Source organism: Salmonella sp. 741265116_PST (assembly GCF_046567715.1).
In the GTDB taxonomy this organism is placed as follows: Bacteria; Pseudomonadota; Gammaproteobacteria; order Enterobacterales; family Enterobacteriaceae; genus Salmonella; species Salmonella enterica.
This window is the reverse complement of record NZ_JBKFPH010000002.1, coordinates 145,979-163,287: the sequence shown is the minus strand read 5'-3', so window position 1 is coordinate 163,287 and position 17,309 is coordinate 145,979. Positions and strand designations below refer to the sequence as shown.

Here is a 17,309-nt window from a genome sequence, read left to right as displayed (position 1 = left end):
GAGTTGGCGATTACGGCACGTCATAACCCAGTGCCGCCTTGCGGATTCGGAACCACTGTTGACGCGACAATGACAGCGTTTCCGCTTCTAGTGCGGCGCGTACGCGTTCGATTTTACCCGAGCCAATAATCGGCAGCGGCTGCGATGGCAAACGTAAAATCCAGGCATAGACCACCTGTTCAATAGAACTGGCGTTGAGTTCTTGCGCGATAACGGAAAGTTCCTGGCGCAACGGCTGATAAGCCTCATCATTAAACAGCCGACCGCCGCCAAGACATGACCAGGCCATCGGACGAATACGCAGTTGCTGTAATTGATCTAATGTGCCGTCCAGCAACAAAGGCTGGTGAACCGGCGAGATCTCCACCTGGTTGGTCGCCAGGGTGAACGGCAGGCGCGATTGCAGCAACGTAAATTGCGCTGGCGTAAAATTAGAAACGCCAAAATGGCGCACTTTGCCGCTTTGGTGCAGATGTTGAAACGCCTCGGCGACGTCATCCGCATCCATTAACGGATCGGGACGGTGAATTAACAACATATCCAGATAATCTGTCGCCAGATTTTTTAATGACTGTTCGGCGCTCAGAATAATATGGCGGCGATCGGTAATATAATGACCGAGCCTATTTTCCGCTCTGGCGGTGGTCGCAATACCGCATTTGGTAACGATTTGCAGTTTTTCCCGCAAATGCGGCGCCAGCGTTAGCGCCTCGCCAAACGCCGCTTCGCACTGATATCCGCCATAAATGTCCGCATGATCAACGGTAGTGACGCCCAAATCCAGATGCTCTTCGATAAAACTCACTAACTGACGCGCGGACATATTCCAGTCCATCAAACGCCAGTAACCCATGACAAAACGCGAAAACTCCGGGCCTTGTGGAGCGATGGTGACACGCTGAACCATAACAGATTCCTCATAGAGAATAATGAGGTTGAGTATACGCAATTCCGCGTTTAAAAGAGTGAAGGTTGTTGAGGATCTTCCGATGGGAGAGGCTTATTTGCGCGTATTTTACGCAAGTAACGCTGGCGACAAAGCCGCAGTACATTTTGTTTCTCAGCATCGCTCATTTTTTGCCAGTTAAACCGTTCGTCGCGGCTGCGCATACAACCCCGACAAAAGCCACGCTCATCAGACTGGCAGATACCGCGACATGGGCTTGCTACAGGAAAAAACTCCAACTGCTCGGCCACATCCCCTCCTCAACGTTTGACGCTTATGACTATTGAAGACGCTAACTGACATTATGGCAACTCTGCTTGCAGTAGACCGACTGGTCTACTATACTGCCTGCTATGAATAAGCAAACCGAACACGATACCCGCGAACATCTGCTGGCCACCGGCGAGCAGCTTTGTATGCAACGGGGTTTTACCGGCATGGGGCTTAGCGAGTTGCTCAAAACCGCCCAGGTGCCTAAAGGGTCGTTTTATCACTACTTTCGCTCGAAAGAAGCCTTCGGCGTCGCCATGCTTGAGCGACATTACGCCTGCTATCATCAGCGTCTTACGGCGCACTTCACCTCCGCTCCCGGTAATCATCGCGATCGTCTTCTCGCCTGGTATCAGGAAACGTTAAAGCAGTTTTGCCAGCAAGGCGCCATCAGCGGTTGCCTGACGGTGAAACTGTCAGCGGAGGTCTGCGATCTGTCGGAGGATATGCGCTCTACGATGGATAAAGGGGCGCAGGAGATCATGGCACTGCTTGCACGCGCGCTGGAGGATGGCCGTAATAGCCACTGTTTACATTTCACCGGCCAGCCGTTGCCACAGGCGCAGGTACTTTATGCCCTGTGGCTGGGCGCCAATTTGCAGGCCAAAATATCCCGTAGCGCCGCGCCGCTGGAAAATGCGTTGGCGCATGTTAAGACCATTATTGCAACGCCTGAGCAGTAACAGGCGTTTTTATTTCCTTTATTACAAGACGACCGGTCTACTTATATCAGGAGCCACTATGTCATCAGCAAAACTGTTTACCCCCCTCAAGGTGGGTGCCATCACGGCAACAAATCGCGTATTTATGGCGCCTTTGACGCGTTTGCGGAGTATTGAACCGGGCGACATTCCTACGCCGTTAATGGCGGAATATTACCGTCAACGCGCCAGCGCCGGATTGATCATCAGCGAAGCCACACAAATCTCCGCACAGGCGAAAGGCTATGCCGGCGCACCGGGATTACACAGCGATGAGCAGATCGCCGCCTGGAAAAAAATCACTCAGGGAGTTCATGCTCAGGGCGGCCATATAGCGGTGCAACTGTGGCATACGGGCCGTATTTCACACGCCAGCCTGCAACCAGGCGGACAAGCGCCCGTCGCGCCATCCGCTATCAATGCGGGAACCCGCACCTCTTTGCGTGATGAAAACGGCCAGGCCATCCGCGTAGAGACTTCCACGCCGCGCGCGCTGGATACTCATGAGATCCCCGGGATCGTCAACGATTTCCGCCAGGCTATCGCCAATGCCCGAGAGGCAGGCTTCGATCTGGTCGAGCTGCACTCCGCGCACGGTTATCTGCTGCACCAGTTCCTCTCACCGTCTTCTAATCACCGTACCGATCAGTACGGCGGCAGCGTAGAGAATCGCGCCCGTCTGGTGCTGGAGGTGGTTGATGCTGGCATTAAAGAATGGGGCGCGGACCGTATCGGCATTCGCCTTTCTCCTGTCGGCACTTTCCAGAATGTCGATAACGGCCCGAATGAAGAAGCTGACGCCCTTTATCTGATTGATGCGTTAGGCAAACGCGGCATTGCTTATCTGCATATGTCTGAACCAGACTGGGCGGGCGGCGAACCGTACAGCGACGCGTTCCGTGAAAAAGTGCGCGCATATTTCCACGGTCCCATCATCGGCGCTGGCGCCTATACGCCAGAAAAAGCGGAAGATCTGATCGAAAAAGGGCTGATTGACGCCGTGGCGTTTGGTCGCGATTACATCGCTAACCCGGATCTGGTGGCGCGTCTGCAATGTAAAGCGAAACTCAATCCACAGCGTCCCGAAAGTTTTTATGGCGGCGGCGCGGAAGGCTACACGGACTACCCTACTCTGTAATTTCATTGATAGCGGCCTCACATCGCCGCTATACTTTGAATATCTTGACTATTTTAAGGACAACGAAAATGCGTTTATTGCATACTATGCTGCGCGTCGGCGATTTGCAGCGTTCCATCGCTTTTTACACTAACGTTCTGGGCATGAAATTGCTGCGTACCAGTGAGAATCCGGAATACAAATACTCGCTGGCCTTTGTGGGATATGGTCCGGAAACGGAAGAAGCGGTCATCGAACTCACCTATAACTGGGGCGTTGAGAGCTACGACATGGGCAATGCGTACGGGCATATCGCGCTGAGCGTTGACAATGCCGCTGAAGCCTGTGAACGTATTCGTCAGAACGGCGGCAACGTGACCCGTGAAGCGGGGCCGGTAAAAGGCGGTTCGACCATCATCGCCTTCGTTGAAGATCCGGATGGCTATAAAATCGAATTGATTGAAGCTAAAGACGCAGGCCGCGGTCTGGGTAACTGATCCCCTGCCGGGCGCAGGTCACTGTGCCCGTTGTTTTACTGCATCCCGGCGTAAAATTTGCCATAATACGCGCTGCATTTTTTCGTATTAAGAGACTCAGATGTCCGATAACGCTCAACTTTCCGGTCTGTGCGACCGTTTTCGTGGTTTTTATCCTGTCGTCATCGACGTTGAAACTGCAGGATTTAACGCTAAAACCGATGCGCTGCTCGAAATCGCCGCCATCACGCTGAAAATGGATGAACAAGGCTGGCTGATGCCGGACATGACGCTGCATTTCCATGTGGAACCGTTCGCTGGAGCCAACTTACAGCCGGAAGCGCTCGCGTTTAACGGTATCGATCCCTCTAACCCGCTACGCGGCGCGGTGAGTGAATATGAGGCCCTACACGCTATTTTCAAAATGGTGCGTAAAGGTATCAAAGAAAGTGGTTGTAGCCGCGCCATTATGGTCGCGCATAACGCCACTTTTGATCACAGTTTTATGATGGCCGCCGCAGAGCGCGCCTCGCTGAAACGTAACCCGTTTCATCCGTTCGTCACCTTTGATACTGCGGCATTGAGCGGACTGGCGCTGGGACAAACGGTGTTGTCAAAAGCGTGCCTGGCGGCAGGTATGGAGTTTGACGGCGAAAAGGCCCATTCCGCTTTGTATGATACCGAGCGGACAGCGGTGCTGTTTTGTGAAATCGTCAATCGCTGGAAGCGCCTGGGCGGCTGGCCATTACCTTTGCCGACGGACAAATAACGAGGCTAACAACGCCGCTCTTGCTCACGATGACGGTAAAAAAAGCGACCTTTACAGGTCGCTTTCCCCTTTCACAGATTACTCTGCGTCCGGCTCCTGAGTTTTATATTTTGCCGCAGTTTCTTTAATAAGCTGCTGCAACTCGCCACGCTGATACATTTCAATCACAATATCACACCCGCCGACCAGCTCGCCATCCACCCACAGTTGTGGAAATGTCGGCCAGTTGGCGTATTTCGGTAATTCAGCACGAATATCCGGGTTTTGCAGGATATCAACATAGGCAAAACGTTCCCCGCAGGCTGAAAGCGCCTGAACGGCCTGCGCAGAGAAACCACAGCTTGGCAATTTCGGTGAACCTTTCATATACAGGAGAATCGGGTTTTCAGCGATCTGGCGCTGAATTTTTTCGATAGTGGTGCTCATTGTCTCGCTTCCTTAAACTACTTTTACGACCGAAGCCTGTCATTGTAACGGGTCAGGCTGGCAACGGAAAATAACATTTTCATCATGCCTTATTATTTTACCGTCTGCGGGAATAAGTTGTATACAAAATATCTTTTAAGCGGGTTACCGCACAGTGATTTGTAGATAACGCGTTCGTGTTTAGCATTAATTGCTATTTTTTTTACATCTGTTAACGAAACACAGCTTCAGAAACCAAAAGCAATTACCAATCTGTGCTTTTGTAGATTAGAATTATCAGGTTTTGTAAATCATACGCAGGCATGATCGCCTGCCTTTAACAGAGGATTGCTCAGTGGCGCGGATAAACAAAATCTCGATCACGCTCTGTGCTTTACTTTTTACTACTCTCCCTTTTACGCCAATGGCCCATGCTTCCAGGCAAGCCAAAGCGACGCCTGCTGTTTCTCATGTCACGAAAACGGCAGATAAAAAGAAAAGCACAACGCCCAAAAAGATCAGTAAAACCAGCAAAAAAAACGTAAAAAAAACCTCAAAAACCAGCCGTTCTTCTTCCGCTTCTACGCCAAAACGTACCATCGCCTCCACAAAATCTCGTCATACGACGCATCGCCGGAACAGAACCGCGCCCACGACAATCGCCGCCCTCAACGTAACGGAAAAATGCACGACGCGTAAAGGCCGTAAGCCGCACTGCGTGAAGGGGAAAAGAACATTGCCGGTCTCTATTGCCGATGCGCATCGTGCAAAAGTACAAAAAGCGACGAAAACCGCGATGTCCAAACTCATGAATCAGATTGGTAAACCGTATCACTGGGGAGGCGCGTCGCCGCGCACCGGTTTTGATTGCAGCGGTCTGGTTTATTATGCCTATAAAGATTTAGTGAAGATCCGTATCCCCCGAACGGCGAATGAGATGTATCACCTGCGTGACGCGGCGCCCATTGAGCGTAGCGAGTTGAAAAACGGCGATCTGGTGTTCTTCCGTACGCAGGGGCGCGGCACCGCCGATCACGTTGGCGTCTATGTCGGCAACGGTAAGTTTATCCAGTCTCCGCGCAGCGGCCAGGAAATTAAGATCACCTCACTGAACGAAGAGTACTGGCAACGACATTATGTGGGCGCCCGCCGGGTGATGACACCTAAAACAATTCGCTAATATTTTATCCTGTCGTTTAACGACAGGATAACTTCTTCTTTTGCGCCACCTCTCAATTTGCTACCCTATCCTTACGCGCACCAGGGTTATTGTGCGTGCGCAATATTAATAATAAGGAGAGAAGCAATGTCGTTCGAATTACCTGCATTACCGTATGCCAAAGATGCTCTGGCGCCGCATATTTCTGCTGAGACGCTGGAATATCACTATGGCAAACATCATCAGACTTACGTGACCAATCTTAACAATTTGATCAAAGGCACGGCGTTTGAAGGCAAATCGCTGGAAGAGATCGTGCGCGCCTCCGAAGGCGGTATCTTTAATAACGCCGCTCAGGTGTGGAACCACACCTTCTACTGGAACTGCCTGGCGCCAAACGCTGGCGGCGAACCGACCGGGAAACTGGCTGATGCTATTGCGGCATCTTTTGGCAGCTTCGCGGAATTTAAAGCGCAGTTCACCGATGCCGCTATCAAAAACTTTGGTTCCGGATGGACATGGCTGGTAAAAAGCGCTGATGGCAAACTGGCTATCGTTTCTACCTCAAATGCCGGTACGCCGCTGACCACAGATGCGACGCCGTTGCTGACGGTTGATGTGTGGGAACACGCGTATTACATCGACTACCGCAACGCCCGTCCAAACTATCTGGAGCATTTCTGGGCGCTGGTTAACTGGGAATTTGTTGCGAAAAATCTCGCCGCATAAGTCTGAGTACGCAGAAGGTACGCCTTCTGCGTTTTAGAGAGGATAAAATAGAGGAGACGCCCACCCTCAGAAGAGAGGAAATCAGTGCAGAGCGGCCGTTAATCCACCTGCGACAATCACGCCCAGAACAATCAGCGTAGTAATCAACGAAAATTTCAGGTCGGTACTCATCAAGTTTTCTCCTTTTTATTCCCACACAAAAAGTGATATAGCGCATTTTTGCACATTCCCGCACAAAAATCTCTCATGTTTTATATTGATAACTGTTTTTAACGCTTCCCCTTTTCCTCAAGATCAGACAAAATTCCAGGCTTACTGAATTAGCGTAACGGCCATTGACCCCTTCCTGACGTTCCGTGTCGTTTTTCCGGCGTGCCGCAACCCTGATGTTGCGATTAGGGTGTGTGTAGGCAAACGTTTACCTGGCGTTTCTCAGGAGCTTAGCGAGGGTCTGGAGTGAAATGTAATGGCAACAATTAAAGATGTAGCGAAACGAGCAAACGTTTCCACTACAACTGTATCACACGTAATCAACAAAACGCGTTTTGTCGCTGAAGAAACGCGTAACGCGGTCTGGGCGGCAATTAAAGAGCTGCACTACTCTCCCAGCGCCGTCGCGCGTAGCCTGAAGGTTAACCATACCAAGTCGATAGGCTTACTGGCGACCAGCAGCGAAGCGGCCTATTTTGCCGAAATTATCGAGGCAGTTGAAAAAAACTGTTTCCAGAAAGGCTATACGCTGATTTTAGGCAACGCCTGGAATAACCTGGAAAAACAGCGCGCCTACCTGTCCATGATGGCGCAAAAGCGCGTGGATGGCCTGCTGGTGATGTGTTCTGAGTATCCAGAACCTCTGCTTTCCATGCTGGAAGAGTATCGCCATATTCCGATGGTGGTGATGGACTGGGGTGAGGCGAAGGCCGATTTTACCGACACGGTGATTGATAACGCCTTTGCAGGCGGCTATATGGCGGGTCGTTATCTGGTTGAGCGCGGCCACCGGGATATCGGCGTTATTCCCGGCCCGCTGGAGCGCAACACCGGCGCGGGCCGGCTGGCAGGCTTTATGAAAGCCATGGAGGAGGCGCTGATCAACGTGCCGGACAACTGGATTGTTCAGGGCGACTTCGAGCCGGAATCCGGTTACCACGCGATGCAGCAAATTTTATCGCAGTCACATCGCCCTACCGCCGTTTTCTGCGGCGGCGATATTATGGCGATGGGCGCGCTTTGCGCGGCTGACGAAATGGGGCTTCGCGTACCGCAGGACGTTTCGGTGATCGGTTATGACAATGTGCGTAACGCCCGTTTCTTTACCCCGGCGCTGACGACGATTCACCAGCCCAAAGACTCTTTAGGTGAAACCGCATTTAATATGCTATTGGATCGCATCGTCAATAAGCGTGAAGAGTCACAGTCTATTGAAGTTCATCCACGCCTGGTTGAGCGTCGCTCGGTCGCTGACGGCCCGTTCCGCGACTATCGGCGTTAATCCCCGCTGTCGGGAGCCTCTTCTGGCTCCCGCAGCCACTCCCGATTCAACGTTTCGCTATCGCCCAAATAGTCCAGCAGCCATGCCAGCGCGGGCGAGGCTTCGTTTTGCTGCCACGTCACGCAACAGGCCGCATCGGGAAACGGATTCTCTAACGTCAGCGCCACCCATTTTCCGCTGTCTATCCACTGGCGGGCAAAATGCGTCGGCACCATTCCCACGCATAGTCCTGCCGACAGGCAGGTTGCCGATGACTCCCAGTCCGGTACGACGACCCTTTTTTGGTTATCCAGCAGCCAGGTAATCCGTTTTGGTAAGGTTCGCGAAGTGTCTTCCCTGACCAGCGACGGCCAGTTGCGCAGGGTATCATCGCTTAACGGCCCAGGCATCGACGCCAGCGGGTGATCGCTTGCCACTACGCAGCTCCAGCTCAGGGTCCCCATATCCCGAAAAGCGTAACGCCCCCCTACCGGAATCGCCTGCGTCGCCCCAATCGCCAGTTCGACACGCCCGTCGGAGAGCGCGTCCCAGACGCCGTTAAACACCTCCTGAAAAACCAGCAGTTCCACATCGTCAAAATGGCGATAGAAATCGACGATCATCTGCCGGGTACGTTCTGGTCTGACGATATTGTCCACCGCAATAGCTAACTGCCCACGCCAGCCATTAGCAATTTGCTGACACTGCTGGCGAGTGATCTGCATTTTTTTGATAACAGAACGCCCTTCTTTTAAAAACCAGACGCCAGCAGGCGTCAGTTCAACATCACGGTGACGTCGTACAAAAAGCGGTACGGCCAGCCACTCCTCTAGCTGACGAACGGTATAACTGACTGCTGAAGGCACACGGTGCAGTTCCTGCGCCGCCGCGCTAAAACTGCCATTGCGCGCCACGGCGTCAACCACTTCAAGCGAGTATTCCGACCACATAATTTGCCTACAAAAATTTTGAATTCACTGGACAAATATTAACGTTTCACAACCGTAATTTCACTCCCTACACTCTGCGACAATGTCTGTCTGATAAGAAAGAGAAACAAATATGCAACCTGGAAAAGGTTTTTTAGTCTGGTTAGCCGGCCTTAGCGTGCTGGGATTTCTGGCTACGGACATGTACCTGCCCGCGTTTGCCGCCATACAGGCGGATTTACAAACGCCTGCCGCCGCTGTCAGCGCCAGCCTCAGCCTGTTTTTAGCTGGCTTTGCCGTCGCGCAACTCCTCTGGGGACCGCTATCGGATCGTTATGGCCGTAAACCGATTTTACTGCTGGGGTTATCTATCTTTGCACTCGGAAGTCTGGGGATGCTGTGGGTAGAAAGCGCGGCAGCACTGCTGACGCTGCGCTTCGTGCAGGCCGTCGGCGTTTGCGCGGCAACGGTAATCTGGCAAGCGCTGGTGACCGATTATTATCCTTCGCAAAAAATTAACCGTATCTTCGCCACGATCATGCCACTGGTGGGATTATCCCCGGCGCTTGCGCCCTTACTGGGAAGCTGGATACTGACGCATTTCTCATGGCAGGCGATTTTCGCCACCCTGTTCGTGATTACGTTGTTGCTGATGTTGCCGGCGCTGCGCTTAAAACCATCGGTAAAAGCGCGTACCGAGGGACAGGATAAACTCACTTTCGCGACGTTGTTACGCTCTAAAACCTATCGCGGTAATGTGCTGATTTATGCCGCCTGTTCCGCCAGCTTTTTTGCGTGGCTAACAGGGTCGCCGTTTATTCTCAGCGCGATGGGTTACAGCCCGGCAGTGATTGGCCTGAGCTATGTTCCGCAAACCATCGCTTTTCTGATTGGCGGATATGGTTGCCGCGCGGCGCTACAAAAATGGCAGGGCTACCAATTGCTTCCGTGGCTGTTAGGGCTGTACGCGCTGAGCGTTATCGCCACCTGGGGAGCGGGCCTTCTGAATAATGCCTCACTGGTGGAGATCCTGATTCCTTTCTGCGTAATGGCGATTGCTAATGGCGCCATCTACCCTATCGTCGTCGCGCAAGCGTTACGCCCTTTCCCTCAAGCCACGGGGCGCGCTGCGGCGCTACAAAATACGCTGCAACTGGGGTTATGTTTCCTGGCAAGCCTGGTGGTTTCATGGCTCATCAGCACGCCGCTGCTGACCACCACCAGCGTAATGCTCTCTACCGTTGTTCTGGCGGCGTTAGGCTATAAAATGCAGTCTCATGCAGAGTGCGATGAGACTGGGTTTCCTCATGCCAATGTCGCCCACGACAAGTCTCACTAAAAGCTTGTTAACCGCTGGTAATTAGCACGCTAACAATTTTCGGTTGAATCATCAAAAATTGCGGCCTATACTGATTCACGGTTGTTTATATTACGATAATTATTAGGCATTAACGGGAACCGGAGCGTTCCCGATTCACCATGGATGGCCTTTTCGGCAAGGGTTCCTCCCTTCCTCTGTTCTACGTCGGATAACTGGCTCACGGAATTGCCCGTGGGATTTCTCACAAAGCCAAAAAAGCGTCTACGCTGTTTTAAGGTTCTGATCACCGTCCAGTGATGGAGAAGCTATGAGTTCATCGTGTATAGAAGAAGTCAGCGTACCGGATGATAACTGGTACCGAATCGCCAACGAATTGTTAAGTCGCGCGGATATTACAATTAATGGTTCCGCCCCGTCTGACATTCGTGTTAAGAATCCCGATTTTTTTAAACGCGTCCTTCAGGAAGGATCGTTGGGGTTAGGTGAGAGTTACATGGATGGCTGGTGGGAATGCGAGCGTCTGGATATTTTCTTCAGCAAAGTCTTACGTGCCGGTCTTGAAAATCAACTCCCCCACCATGTTAAAGATACGCTCCGCATCCTCGGCGCGCGTCTGATTAATCTACAAAGTAAAAAACGCGCCTGGATTGTCGGCAAGGAACATTACGATCTTGGTAATGACCTTTTTTCCCGTATGCTCGATCCCTATATGCAATATTCTTGCGCCTACTGGAAAGATGCCGATACGCTGGAAGCGGCACAGCAAGCCAAGCTGAAATTAATTTGCGAAAAGCTACAGCTACAACCGGGGATGCGTGTGCTGGATATCGGCTGCGGCTGGGGCGGCCTGTCGCAATATATGGCGACCCATTATGGCGTTAGCGTGGTGGGCGTAACGATCTCCGCTGAACAACAAAAAATGGCGCAGACGCGTTGCGACGGTCTGGATGTCTCCATTCTCCTGGAAGATTATCGCGACCTTAACGATCAGTTTGACCGAATCGTCTCCGTCGGCATGTTCGAACATGTCGGGCCAAAAAACTACAACACCTATTTTGAAGTTGTTGACAGGAATTTAAAACCGGATGGTCTTTTCCTGCTCCATACTATTGGTTCTAAAAAAACCGATCATAATGTCGATCCGTGGATCAATAAGTATATTTTCCCCAACGGTTGCTTGCCGTCTGTTCGTCAAATCGCCGAGGCCAGCGAATCACACTTTGTAATGGAAGACTGGCATAACTTTGGTGCCGACTATGACACGACTCTGATGGCGTGGCACGAGCGCTTTATCAATGCCTGGCCAGAGATTGCGGGCAATTATAACGAGCGCTTTAAACGTATGTTCAGCTATTATCTCAATGCCTGCGCGGGTGCGTTTCGCGCGCGTGATATCCAGCTTTGGCAGGTAGTATTCACGCGTGGCGTTGAAAACGGTCTGCGCGTTCCTCGCTAATCATCTCCCCCGCATTTCATGCGGGGGAATCTTATTTTCCGTTAGCTAATGTCGGCCTGATTTCTGACCGCATTTTCTCGTGCAGCCAGTACGCGTTCTACGGTATCGACAACCGCTTGCGTTTGCGGATCGATCTCGATATTCACACGCTCACCCAGTTTTTTTCTGCCAAGCGTAGTACGTTCCAGCGTTTCCGGAATAAGATGCACGCAGAAGCGCGTTGGCGTTACCTCGCCGACGGTCAAACTGATGCCGTCAACGCCGATAAAGCCTTTGTACAGGATATACTTCATCAGGGACGCATCCTGCACTTTAAACCACACCTGATGGTTATTTTCGGAGGTCAGGATTTTCGCGATCTCCGCCGTCGTAATAATATGCCCCGACATCAGATGACCACCGATTTCATCGCTGAATTTGGCGGCGCGCTCTACGTTGACCTCATCACCTACCCTCAACGTGCCCAGATTGGTGATGCGCAACGTTTCTTTCATCAGATCAAAACTTATCTGATTGCCGTTTATTTCAGTCACCGTCAAACAGCATCCGTTATGCGCTACCGACGCCCCCGTCTCCAGCCCCTCCAGCATGTAGTCCGGTAACGTCACCACATGGGTGCGAAAGTTGGGTTTTTCATCAATCGATACCAGTTTCGCGGTACCCTGTACGATCCCCGTAAACATATCTTCAACTCCTGAAATAAATAAAAGCAGAACTGTTCAGCACAATAGCAGGTGGAAAAACAGCTTGCCAGCAATGCGCCGTTAACAACTGTTTTTTCACTGGAGAAATAGTAATACCCCGCTACAATAGACTGAAATTTCCCCTGCTATTTCTTTTGGCTGCCACTACGGCGGCTTTTTAGTCTTTCATATAACAACAAAATAAAAGGTGAATACGTGCAGAAGTATACCAGTGAAGCGCGTCAGTTATTAGCGTTAGCGATACCGGTGATCCTTGCGCAAGTGGCACAGACCGCAATGGGATTCGTCGATACCGTCATGGCGGGAGGCTATAGCGCTACGGACATGGCTGCCGTCGCTATCGGCACCTCTATCTGGCTTCCCGCCATTTTGTTTGGTCACGGCTTACTGCTGGCCTTGACGCCGGTGATTGCGCAACTCAATGGCTCCGGCCGTCGCGAGCGTATCGCGCATCAGGTTCGACAAGGATTCTGGCTGGCGGGCTTTGTCTCCGTGCTGGTGATGATCGTCCTGTGGAATGCCGGATACATTATCCGCTCCATGCATAATATTGATCCGGCGCTGGCCGATAAAGCCGTGGGTTACCTTCGCGCGCTGCTGTGGGGCGCGCCAGGATACCTTTTCTTTCAGGTAGCGCGAAACCAGTGCGAAGGTCTGGCCAAAACCAAACCGGGTATGGTGATGGGATTTTTGGGCCTGCTGGTGAATATTCCGGTGAACTATATTTTTATCTATGGCCATTTTGGTATGCCGGAACTCGGCGGTATCGGCTGCGGCGTTGCGACCGCGGCGGTCTATTGGGTTATGTTTATCGCCATGCTTTCTTACATTAAACACGCGCGTTCAATGCGTGATATTCGTAATGAAAAAGGCTTTGGCAAACCCGATAGCGTCGTCATGAAGCGCCTGATTCAACTGGGGTTGCCGATTGCGCTGGCGCTGTTCTTTGAAGTAACGTTGTTTGCGGTCGTCGCGCTGCTGGTTTCGCCATTAGGTATTGTGGATGTCGCGGGTCATCAGATTGCGCTTAACTTTAGCTCGCTGATGTTCGTACTGCCGATGTCGCTGGCTGCGGCGGTAACGATTCGAGTGGGATATCGTCTGGGCCAGGGCTCGACGCTGGATGCGCAAACCGCAGCGCGTACCGGTTTAGGCGTCGGCATTTGTATGGCTGTGGTTACCGCGATCTTTACCGTTACTCTGCGTAAGCATATTGCTTTGCTCTACAATGACAACCCTGAGGTCGTGGCGCTTGCTGCGCAATTAATGCTGCTCGCTGCGGTTTATCAGATTTCCGACTCTATACAGGTTATCGGCAGCGGTATTCTGCGCGGTTATAAAGATACGCGTTCCATCTTTTTTATCACCTTTACCGCCTACTGGGTGTTAGGCTTACCCAGCGGTTATATCCTGGCGTTAACGGATCTGGTGGTTGATCGTATGGGACCGGCGGGGTTCTGGATGGGGTTCATCATCGGCCTGACCTCGGCGGCGGTGTTAATGATGTTACGGATGCGCTATCTGCAACGTCAGCCGTCCGCCATCATTTTGCAACGCGCTGCGCGATAATACGACGATAGCCGTCGCATGGCGGCTATTTTCTCGACATGTTGCATATTTCCACCGCAATCAGGTGATTTCAGGAAGAAAATTGCGATTTCCCTCTTGCCTCATTGCGGTTGTGACGCTAATATTCGTCCCCGTTGTCACCTACAACGTTGCGTTCATAGCTCAGTTGGTTAGAGCACCACCTTGACATGGTGGGGGTCGTTGGTTCGAGTCCAATTGAACGCACCATCATTTTAATGCGTCTGTAGCTCAGTTGGTTAGAGCACCACCTTGACATGGTGGGGGTCGATGGTTCGAGTCCATTCAGACGCACCAATCTATTATCTTGTTTAATTTTATAATACGCTATCTGGTGCTTGTGCCAGGCTAAAAAGCGATTATTTTCAGTCTCTCACCCTTATCGTCAAACAAATCAACGCGCTGCTCTATACTGTATTACCCCTCTTAACCTTCGCAGTGGCTTGAAGAAGCATACCAAAGGCATTTATGGTGTTTCGGTAGAATGCGCATAATCTATCTTCATCACCATACGCAACAAGGCTGCAACGGGTTCAAATAACGTTTCAGGAATTTTATCTCCGCGTTCCACTTCAAAAAATAATGAGCGAGCCAGCTCAACATTTTCAACAACGGGAATGCAGTTGCGTTCAGCGATGTTAACGATATAGTTAGCTTGAGCATCACTGCCTTTTTCCAGAACGCGTGGTATTGGCATATCGGTGGGATGATAGCCAAGACAAACCGCAATATGCGTTGGATTACGAACTACCGCAACAGATTGTTTAACAGATTGAGCTAAACTCCCACTTTGTATTTCACTCTGCATTTCCCGACGCCGTGTTTTCATTTGAGGGTCGCCCTCCAGATCTTTATGCTCCTGTTTTACGTCATCTTTACTCATTTTTAGATCTTTTCTAATCTTATAATATTGGAAAGAATAGTCCAGTATGCCAACGACGATATAAAAAGCCATCACCCCTACCCATAACCATTTTATTAAAGAAGAAACCACAAGCAGGCCACAGGCTAACCCACAGTACGGTAGCGCCCGAAAAGTACTGGCATAATAATAAAAGAAAAAGGCAAAGATAAGAGATAAGATGATAACTTTTAAGCTGGATTTACATAATTCTATTACGCTATGTAAAGAGAATATCTGCTTAAAATTACTTACCGGATTTATATGCTCGCTTTTAAAACCAATGGCTTTGCTGGCAATAACCACCCCCACCTGAAGAAACACGCTACCCACAGTAGCAACTATTACCCCAGCGCCCAGAAACAGCAGTGCAGAAGTCAATGAATCTATTAAAGCATGACTCAATTGCGTTAATGCATAAGTAAATGGTTTATTTACTAATTGTAATGCGAAAGTTATTGACTCAATCAGTATCAAAATCATCTTTTCAGTAAAGAAATGAAAATATAAATAAAGCACAATCAACTGAAATAATGATGTTATTTCAATACTTTTGACAACCTGCCCTTCCTTACGACCATCACGTAATTTCTTTTCTGTAGGCTGTTCTGTTTTCTCGCTCATACAGATGGAAACCAGTCTTTTAGATAAATATAAAATTTATCGCTTTCAACCAAATAGTGATGAAGAGCATAAGGGAATGAGATCAGGAGCGTTAGTAGAACCAATATACTTTTGAGCGGCATTGAGAAGAAAAAAACATTCAATTGTTGTGCCGACCGATTTAAAAGACCTAAAGCCAGATCGGCTAATACCATACATATTATGGCAGGAAGAGAGAAACTGATACATAATTGATAAAGCGTCCTCCACTCTGCCTGGATATATTTTAAAAATTGCTGATCAAATAATAAAGTACGCCCTGGAGGTAAATATTGGTATGACTCATACAGAATATTTAATATAAACTCCATGCCACCGCTTATAAAAAAAATAACACACAAAAACTGGCTGAAAAGCAAGCCAAAAAGTGAGGTTTCAGCTTCCATTGTAAAATTGAATATCGTACCCATTGTCGCGCCACGTAAAGTATCAAGCAGAAACCCGGCCATATCAACAGCCCAAAAGGGAACCGCCGCACAAAACCCAATTAAAAAGCCAATAATTACCTCTCCGGTGACTAACCCTAACCAGCTGTAATCTTTACCAATATGCATAATAATCTTCTGCTGATATATGATTGGTAATATGGGAAAGGTAAGAGACATTAGCACGCCATTACGTAAAAGCGCGGACCCTAAACTGCCACTTTTTAATAGGGGGAGTAATAAAGAGAGGCCCAATGGACGAATAAAAGCCACAGCCAATACAATAAGCCATTCATTCAACTGTTGTGTCATTCAACCATGTTCTCCAATTCGTAACATTATCTGTCGGGTATAATTCAACAGGATACCGCTAAGCCATGGGTAGCTGACCATTAAGGTTATTGCAATTGCCAATAATTTAATCATGAACTGTAGCGTTTGGTCCTGTATTTGAGTCAAGGCCTGAACAAGGCTTACGATGACACCAACTACCGATGCCACCAGCACCACCGGCATAGACGTAAAAAGGACGATCCATAAAAGTTGCGTTACAAATTGCGTCAATTCAGAATCATTCATGAAAAGCTCTGTACCAATTGCGCCAGTGTCAGATCCCAACCGCCTGCCAGTAAAAATATTAGCAGCTTAAACGGTAATGAAATGGTCATCGGCGACACCATCATCATCCCCATAGCCAGCAGTATATTTGAAATAAGCAGGTCAATAGCCAGAAAGGGAAGATAAATAAGTAATCCAATCCGAAATGCCTGCGTTAACTGACTCACCGTAAATGCCGGAATTAATATGAGCAAAGAATCAGGTTTTATCTTTTGTTTTATGTCTTCAGGCCAGGTTCGTTTTATCAAATTCCGAAAATAATTGGCCTCCTTTTCTTCAGAGTTTTTTTGCAAAAACTGTCGATAAGGCGCTAACGCTTTACTGTCCCACTCAGACATCCAGAATGGAGCACCAGCGACCTGAACCGGATGCCAGCGCTCTTTTACAGCTAATAGCGTCGGCCCCATAATGAATAAGGAAAGTACAAGCGCGAGGCCATACAGTGCGATATTTGGGGGAACTTGTTGAATACCCAGAGCATTTCGTAAAATCGAAAATACCACCGCCAGTTTAAGGAAAGAGGTTCCCATGACGATAATGAGAGGCAGTATTGAAAGCAGAAACAATATACCAATCAGTTGCAAAGGCGAATCGGGTAAAGACATACTGTATCTCTCATGACACGACCTGGAGCTCTATTATATTGTTCGCATATTATTTTT

The 17,309-nt window shown here is 49.8% G+C and carries 20 protein-coding genes and 2 tRNA genes; 12 read left to right on the top strand and 10 right to left on the bottom strand.

All coding sequences use genetic code 11. From position 1 onward, the window contains the following. Positions 1-10: 10 nt before the first annotated feature. Both ACLD11_RS02165 and ACLD11_RS02160 read right to left on the bottom strand, forming a co-directional pair. Positions 11-907, bottom strand: coding sequence for an aldo/keto reductase family oxidoreductase (locus ACLD11_RS02165; protein WP_000250721.1), 897 nt, complete (start codon positions 905-907; stop codon positions 11-13). 50 nt (positions 908-957) lie between these two features. Next, a complete protein-coding gene (locus ACLD11_RS02160) occupies positions 958-1,197 on the bottom strand; it encodes a DUF1289 domain-containing protein (RefSeq protein WP_001638075.1) in 240 nt (79 codons plus the stop codon). Between the two features lie 102 nt (positions 1,198-1,299). On the opposite strand from ACLD11_RS02160, the gene ACLD11_RS02155 reads away from it, so the two are divergent. The 4 genes from ACLD11_RS02155 (at position 1,300) to rnt (ending at position 4,279) form a co-directional block, all read left to right on the top strand. Then, complete coding sequence (locus ACLD11_RS02155) at positions 1,300-1,899, top strand: TetR/AcrR family transcriptional regulator (RefSeq protein WP_317187105.1); 600 nt, start codon at positions 1,300-1,302, stop codon at positions 1,897-1,899. Between the two features lie 58 nt (positions 1,900-1,957). After that, positions 1,958-3,055, top strand: coding sequence for an alkene reductase (locus ACLD11_RS02150; protein ID WP_411011218.1), 1,098 nt, complete (start codon positions 1,958-1,960; stop codon positions 3,053-3,055). Positions 3,056-3,123: 68 nt separating this feature from the next. Further along, positions 3,124-3,531: a lactoylglutathione lyase gene (gene gloA, locus ACLD11_RS02145; RefSeq protein WP_001237787.1), complete on the top strand. Its 408-nt coding sequence runs from the start codon at positions 3,124-3,126 to the stop codon at positions 3,529-3,531. Positions 3,532-3,631: 100 nt separating this feature from the next. After that, positions 3,632-4,279 (top strand): ribonuclease T, encoded by a 648-nt coding sequence (gene rnt, locus ACLD11_RS02140; protein WP_001282270.1) that lies wholly within the window; start codon positions 3,632-3,634, stop codon positions 4,277-4,279. Between the two features lie 78 nt (positions 4,280-4,357). Here rnt and grxD read toward each other — a convergent pair whose 3' ends face one another. Continuing rightward, positions 4,358-4,705 (bottom strand): monothiol glutaredoxin 4, encoded by a 348-nt coding sequence (gene grxD / locus ACLD11_RS02135; RefSeq protein ID WP_000108176.1) that lies wholly within the window; start codon positions 4,703-4,705, stop codon positions 4,358-4,360. 334 nt (positions 4,706-5,039) lie between these two features. Between grxD and ACLD11_RS02130 the strand changes: the two genes are divergently transcribed. Together ACLD11_RS02130 and sodB are read left to right on the top strand one after the other, a co-directional pair. Then, the gene (locus ACLD11_RS02130; RefSeq protein ID WP_220659768.1) at positions 5,040-5,864 is read left to right on the top strand and encodes a C40 family peptidase; all 825 of its coding nucleotides are present in this window, start codon (positions 5,040-5,042) and stop codon (positions 5,862-5,864) included. Between the two features lie 126 nt (positions 5,865-5,990). Beyond that, positions 5,991-6,572, top strand: coding sequence for a superoxide dismutase [Fe] (gene sodB / locus ACLD11_RS02125; RefSeq protein WP_000007294.1), 582 nt, complete (start codon positions 5,991-5,993; stop codon positions 6,570-6,572). An 81-nt stretch (positions 6,573-6,653) separates the two neighbouring features. Here sodB and ACLD11_RS02120 read toward each other — a convergent pair whose 3' ends face one another. Next, positions 6,654-6,743: a YnhF family membrane protein gene (locus ACLD11_RS02120; protein ID WP_000102277.1), complete on the bottom strand. Its 90-nt coding sequence runs from the start codon at positions 6,741-6,743 to the stop codon at positions 6,654-6,656. A gap of 295 nt (positions 6,744-7,038) precedes the next feature. Between ACLD11_RS02120 and purR the strand changes: the two genes are divergently transcribed. Beyond that, complete coding sequence (gene purR / locus ACLD11_RS02115; RefSeq protein WP_000190992.1) at positions 7,039-8,064, top strand: HTH-type transcriptional repressor PurR; 1,026 nt, start codon at positions 7,039-7,041, stop codon at positions 8,062-8,064. On the opposite strand, the gene punR is transcribed toward purR, so the two are convergent. Beyond that, positions 8,061-8,993 (bottom strand): DNA-binding transcriptional activator PunR, encoded by a 933-nt coding sequence (gene punR / locus ACLD11_RS02110; RefSeq protein ID WP_000269523.1) that lies wholly within the window; start codon positions 8,991-8,993, stop codon positions 8,061-8,063. The genes purR and punR overlap by 4 nt on opposite strands. 112 nt (positions 8,994-9,105) lie before the next feature. Between punR and punC the strand changes: the two genes are divergently transcribed. Both punC and cfa read left to right on the top strand, forming a co-directional pair. Continuing rightward, on the top strand, positions 9,106-10,311 hold the full coding sequence (gene punC, locus ACLD11_RS02105) for a purine nucleoside transporter PunC (protein WP_079944234.1): 1,206 nt from the start codon (positions 9,106-9,108) through the stop codon (positions 10,309-10,311). Positions 10,312-10,600: 289 nt separating this feature from the next. Further along, positions 10,601-11,749, top strand: coding sequence for a cyclopropane fatty acyl phospholipid synthase (cfa, locus tag ACLD11_RS02100; protein WP_411011217.1), 1,149 nt, complete (start codon positions 10,601-10,603; stop codon positions 11,747-11,749). Positions 11,750-11,790: 41 nt separating this feature from the next. Here the strand turns inward: cfa and ACLD11_RS02095 are convergent, their stop codons facing one another. Further along, on the bottom strand, positions 11,791-12,432 hold the full coding sequence (locus ACLD11_RS02095; RefSeq protein ID WP_411011216.1) for a riboflavin synthase subunit alpha: 642 nt from the start codon (positions 12,430-12,432) through the stop codon (positions 11,791-11,793). A gap of 216 nt (positions 12,433-12,648) precedes the next feature. Between ACLD11_RS02095 and mdtK the strand changes: the two genes are divergently transcribed. The 3 genes from mdtK to ACLD11_RS02080 all read left to right on the top strand — a co-directional run bounded on the left by mdtK (position 12,649) and on the right by ACLD11_RS02080 (position 14,337). Continuing rightward, on the top strand, positions 12,649-14,022 hold the full coding sequence (gene mdtK, locus ACLD11_RS02090; RefSeq protein ID WP_001175077.1) for a multidrug efflux MATE transporter MdtK: 1,374 nt from the start codon (positions 12,649-12,651) through the stop codon (positions 14,020-14,022). 151 nt (positions 14,023-14,173) lie between these two features. Next, positions 14,174-14,250 (top strand) — tRNA-Val (locus tag ACLD11_RS02085). A gap of 10 nt (positions 14,251-14,260) precedes the next feature. Continuing rightward, positions 14,261-14,337, top strand: a tRNA-Val gene (locus tag ACLD11_RS02080). Positions 14,338-14,506: 169 nt separating this feature from the next. Here the strand turns inward: ACLD11_RS02080 and ssaU are convergent. The 4 genes from ssaU to ssaR are packed head-to-tail and all read right to left on the bottom strand — an operon-like array spanning position 14,507 to position 17,252. Next, positions 14,507-15,565 carry an SPI-2 type III secretion system apparatus protein SsaU gene (gene ssaU, locus ACLD11_RS02075; protein ID WP_076726504.1) on the bottom strand — a complete coding sequence of 353 codons (1,059 nt, stop codon included), beginning with the start codon at positions 15,563-15,565 and terminating at the stop codon, positions 14,507-14,509. Continuing rightward, positions 15,562-16,341 (bottom strand): SPI-2 type III secretion system apparatus protein SsaT, encoded by a 780-nt coding sequence (ssaT, locus tag ACLD11_RS02070; RefSeq protein ID WP_411014474.1) that lies wholly within the window; start codon positions 16,339-16,341, stop codon positions 15,562-15,564. Before ssaT ends, ssaU begins: the two co-directional genes overlap by 4 nt. Beyond that, the gene (ssas, locus tag ACLD11_RS02065) at positions 16,342-16,608 is read right to left on the bottom strand and encodes an SPI-2 type III secretion system apparatus protein SsaS (protein ID WP_000999982.1); all 267 of its coding nucleotides are present in this window, start codon (positions 16,606-16,608) and stop codon (positions 16,342-16,344) included. Further along, entirely contained in the window at positions 16,605-17,252 is a 648-nt protein-coding gene (gene ssaR / locus ACLD11_RS02060; RefSeq protein ID WP_183059061.1) for an SPI-2 type III secretion system export apparatus protein SsaR, read from the bottom strand. The genes ssas and ssaR overlap by 4 nt, the downstream gene beginning before the upstream one ends. Positions 17,253-17,309 lie beyond the last annotated feature (57 nt).

Excerpts from the sequence above, each read along its gene's own strand:
- rnt (WP_001282270.1), top strand. The coding sequence starts at position 3,632 with ATGTCCGATAACGCTCAACTTTCCGGTCTGTGCGACCGTTTTCGTGGT.
- ACLD11_RS02155 (WP_317187105.1), top strand. The coding sequence starts at position 1,300 with ATGAATAAGCAAACCGAACACGATACCCGCGAACATCTGCTGGCCACC.
- purR (WP_000190992.1), top strand. The coding sequence starts at position 7,039 with ATGGCAACAATTAAAGATGTAGCGAAACGAGCAAACGTTTCCACTACA.
- gloA (WP_001237787.1), top strand. The coding sequence starts at position 3,124 with ATGCGTTTATTGCATACTATGCTGCGCGTCGGCGATTTGCAGCGTTCC.
- ssaR (WP_183059061.1), bottom strand. The coding sequence starts at position 17,252 with ATGTCTTTACCCGATTCGCCTTTGCAACTGATTGGTATATTGTTTCTG.
- grxD (WP_000108176.1), bottom strand. The coding sequence starts at position 4,705 with ATGAGCACCACTATCGAAAAAATTCAGCGCCAGATCGCTGAAAACCCG.
- ACLD11_RS02150 (WP_411011218.1), top strand. The coding sequence starts at position 1,958 with ATGTCATCAGCAAAACTGTTTACCCCCCTCAAGGTGGGTGCCATCACG.
- punR (WP_000269523.1), bottom strand. The coding sequence starts at position 8,993 with ATGTGGTCGGAATACTCGCTTGAAGTGGTTGACGCCGTGGCGCGCAAT.
- ssaT (WP_411014474.1), bottom strand. The coding sequence starts at position 16,341 with ATGACACAACAGTTGAATGAATGGCTTATTGTATTGGCTGTGGCTTTT.
- ACLD11_RS02095 (WP_411011216.1), bottom strand. The coding sequence starts at position 12,432 with ATGTTTACGGGGATCGTACAGGGTACCGCGAAACTGGTATCGATTGAT.
- sodB (WP_000007294.1), top strand. The coding sequence starts at position 5,991 with ATGTCGTTCGAATTACCTGCATTACCGTATGCCAAAGATGCTCTGGCG.
- ssas (WP_000999982.1), bottom strand. The coding sequence starts at position 16,608 with ATGAATGATTCTGAATTGACGCAATTTGTAACGCAACTTTTATGGATC.
- ACLD11_RS02120 (WP_000102277.1), bottom strand. The coding sequence starts at position 6,743 with ATGAGTACCGACCTGAAATTTTCGTTGATTACTACGCTGATTGTTCTG.
- punC (WP_079944234.1), top strand. The coding sequence starts at position 9,106 with ATGCAACCTGGAAAAGGTTTTTTAGTCTGGTTAGCCGGCCTTAGCGTG.
- cfa (WP_411011217.1), top strand. The coding sequence starts at position 10,601 with ATGAGTTCATCGTGTATAGAAGAAGTCAGCGTACCGGATGATAACTGG.
- ACLD11_RS02165 (WP_000250721.1), bottom strand. The coding sequence starts at position 907 with ATGGTTCAGCGTGTCACCATCGCTCCACAAGGCCCGGAGTTTTCGCGT.
- ssaU (WP_076726504.1), bottom strand. The coding sequence starts at position 15,565 with ATGAGCGAGAAAACAGAACAGCCTACAGAAAAGAAATTACGTGATGGT.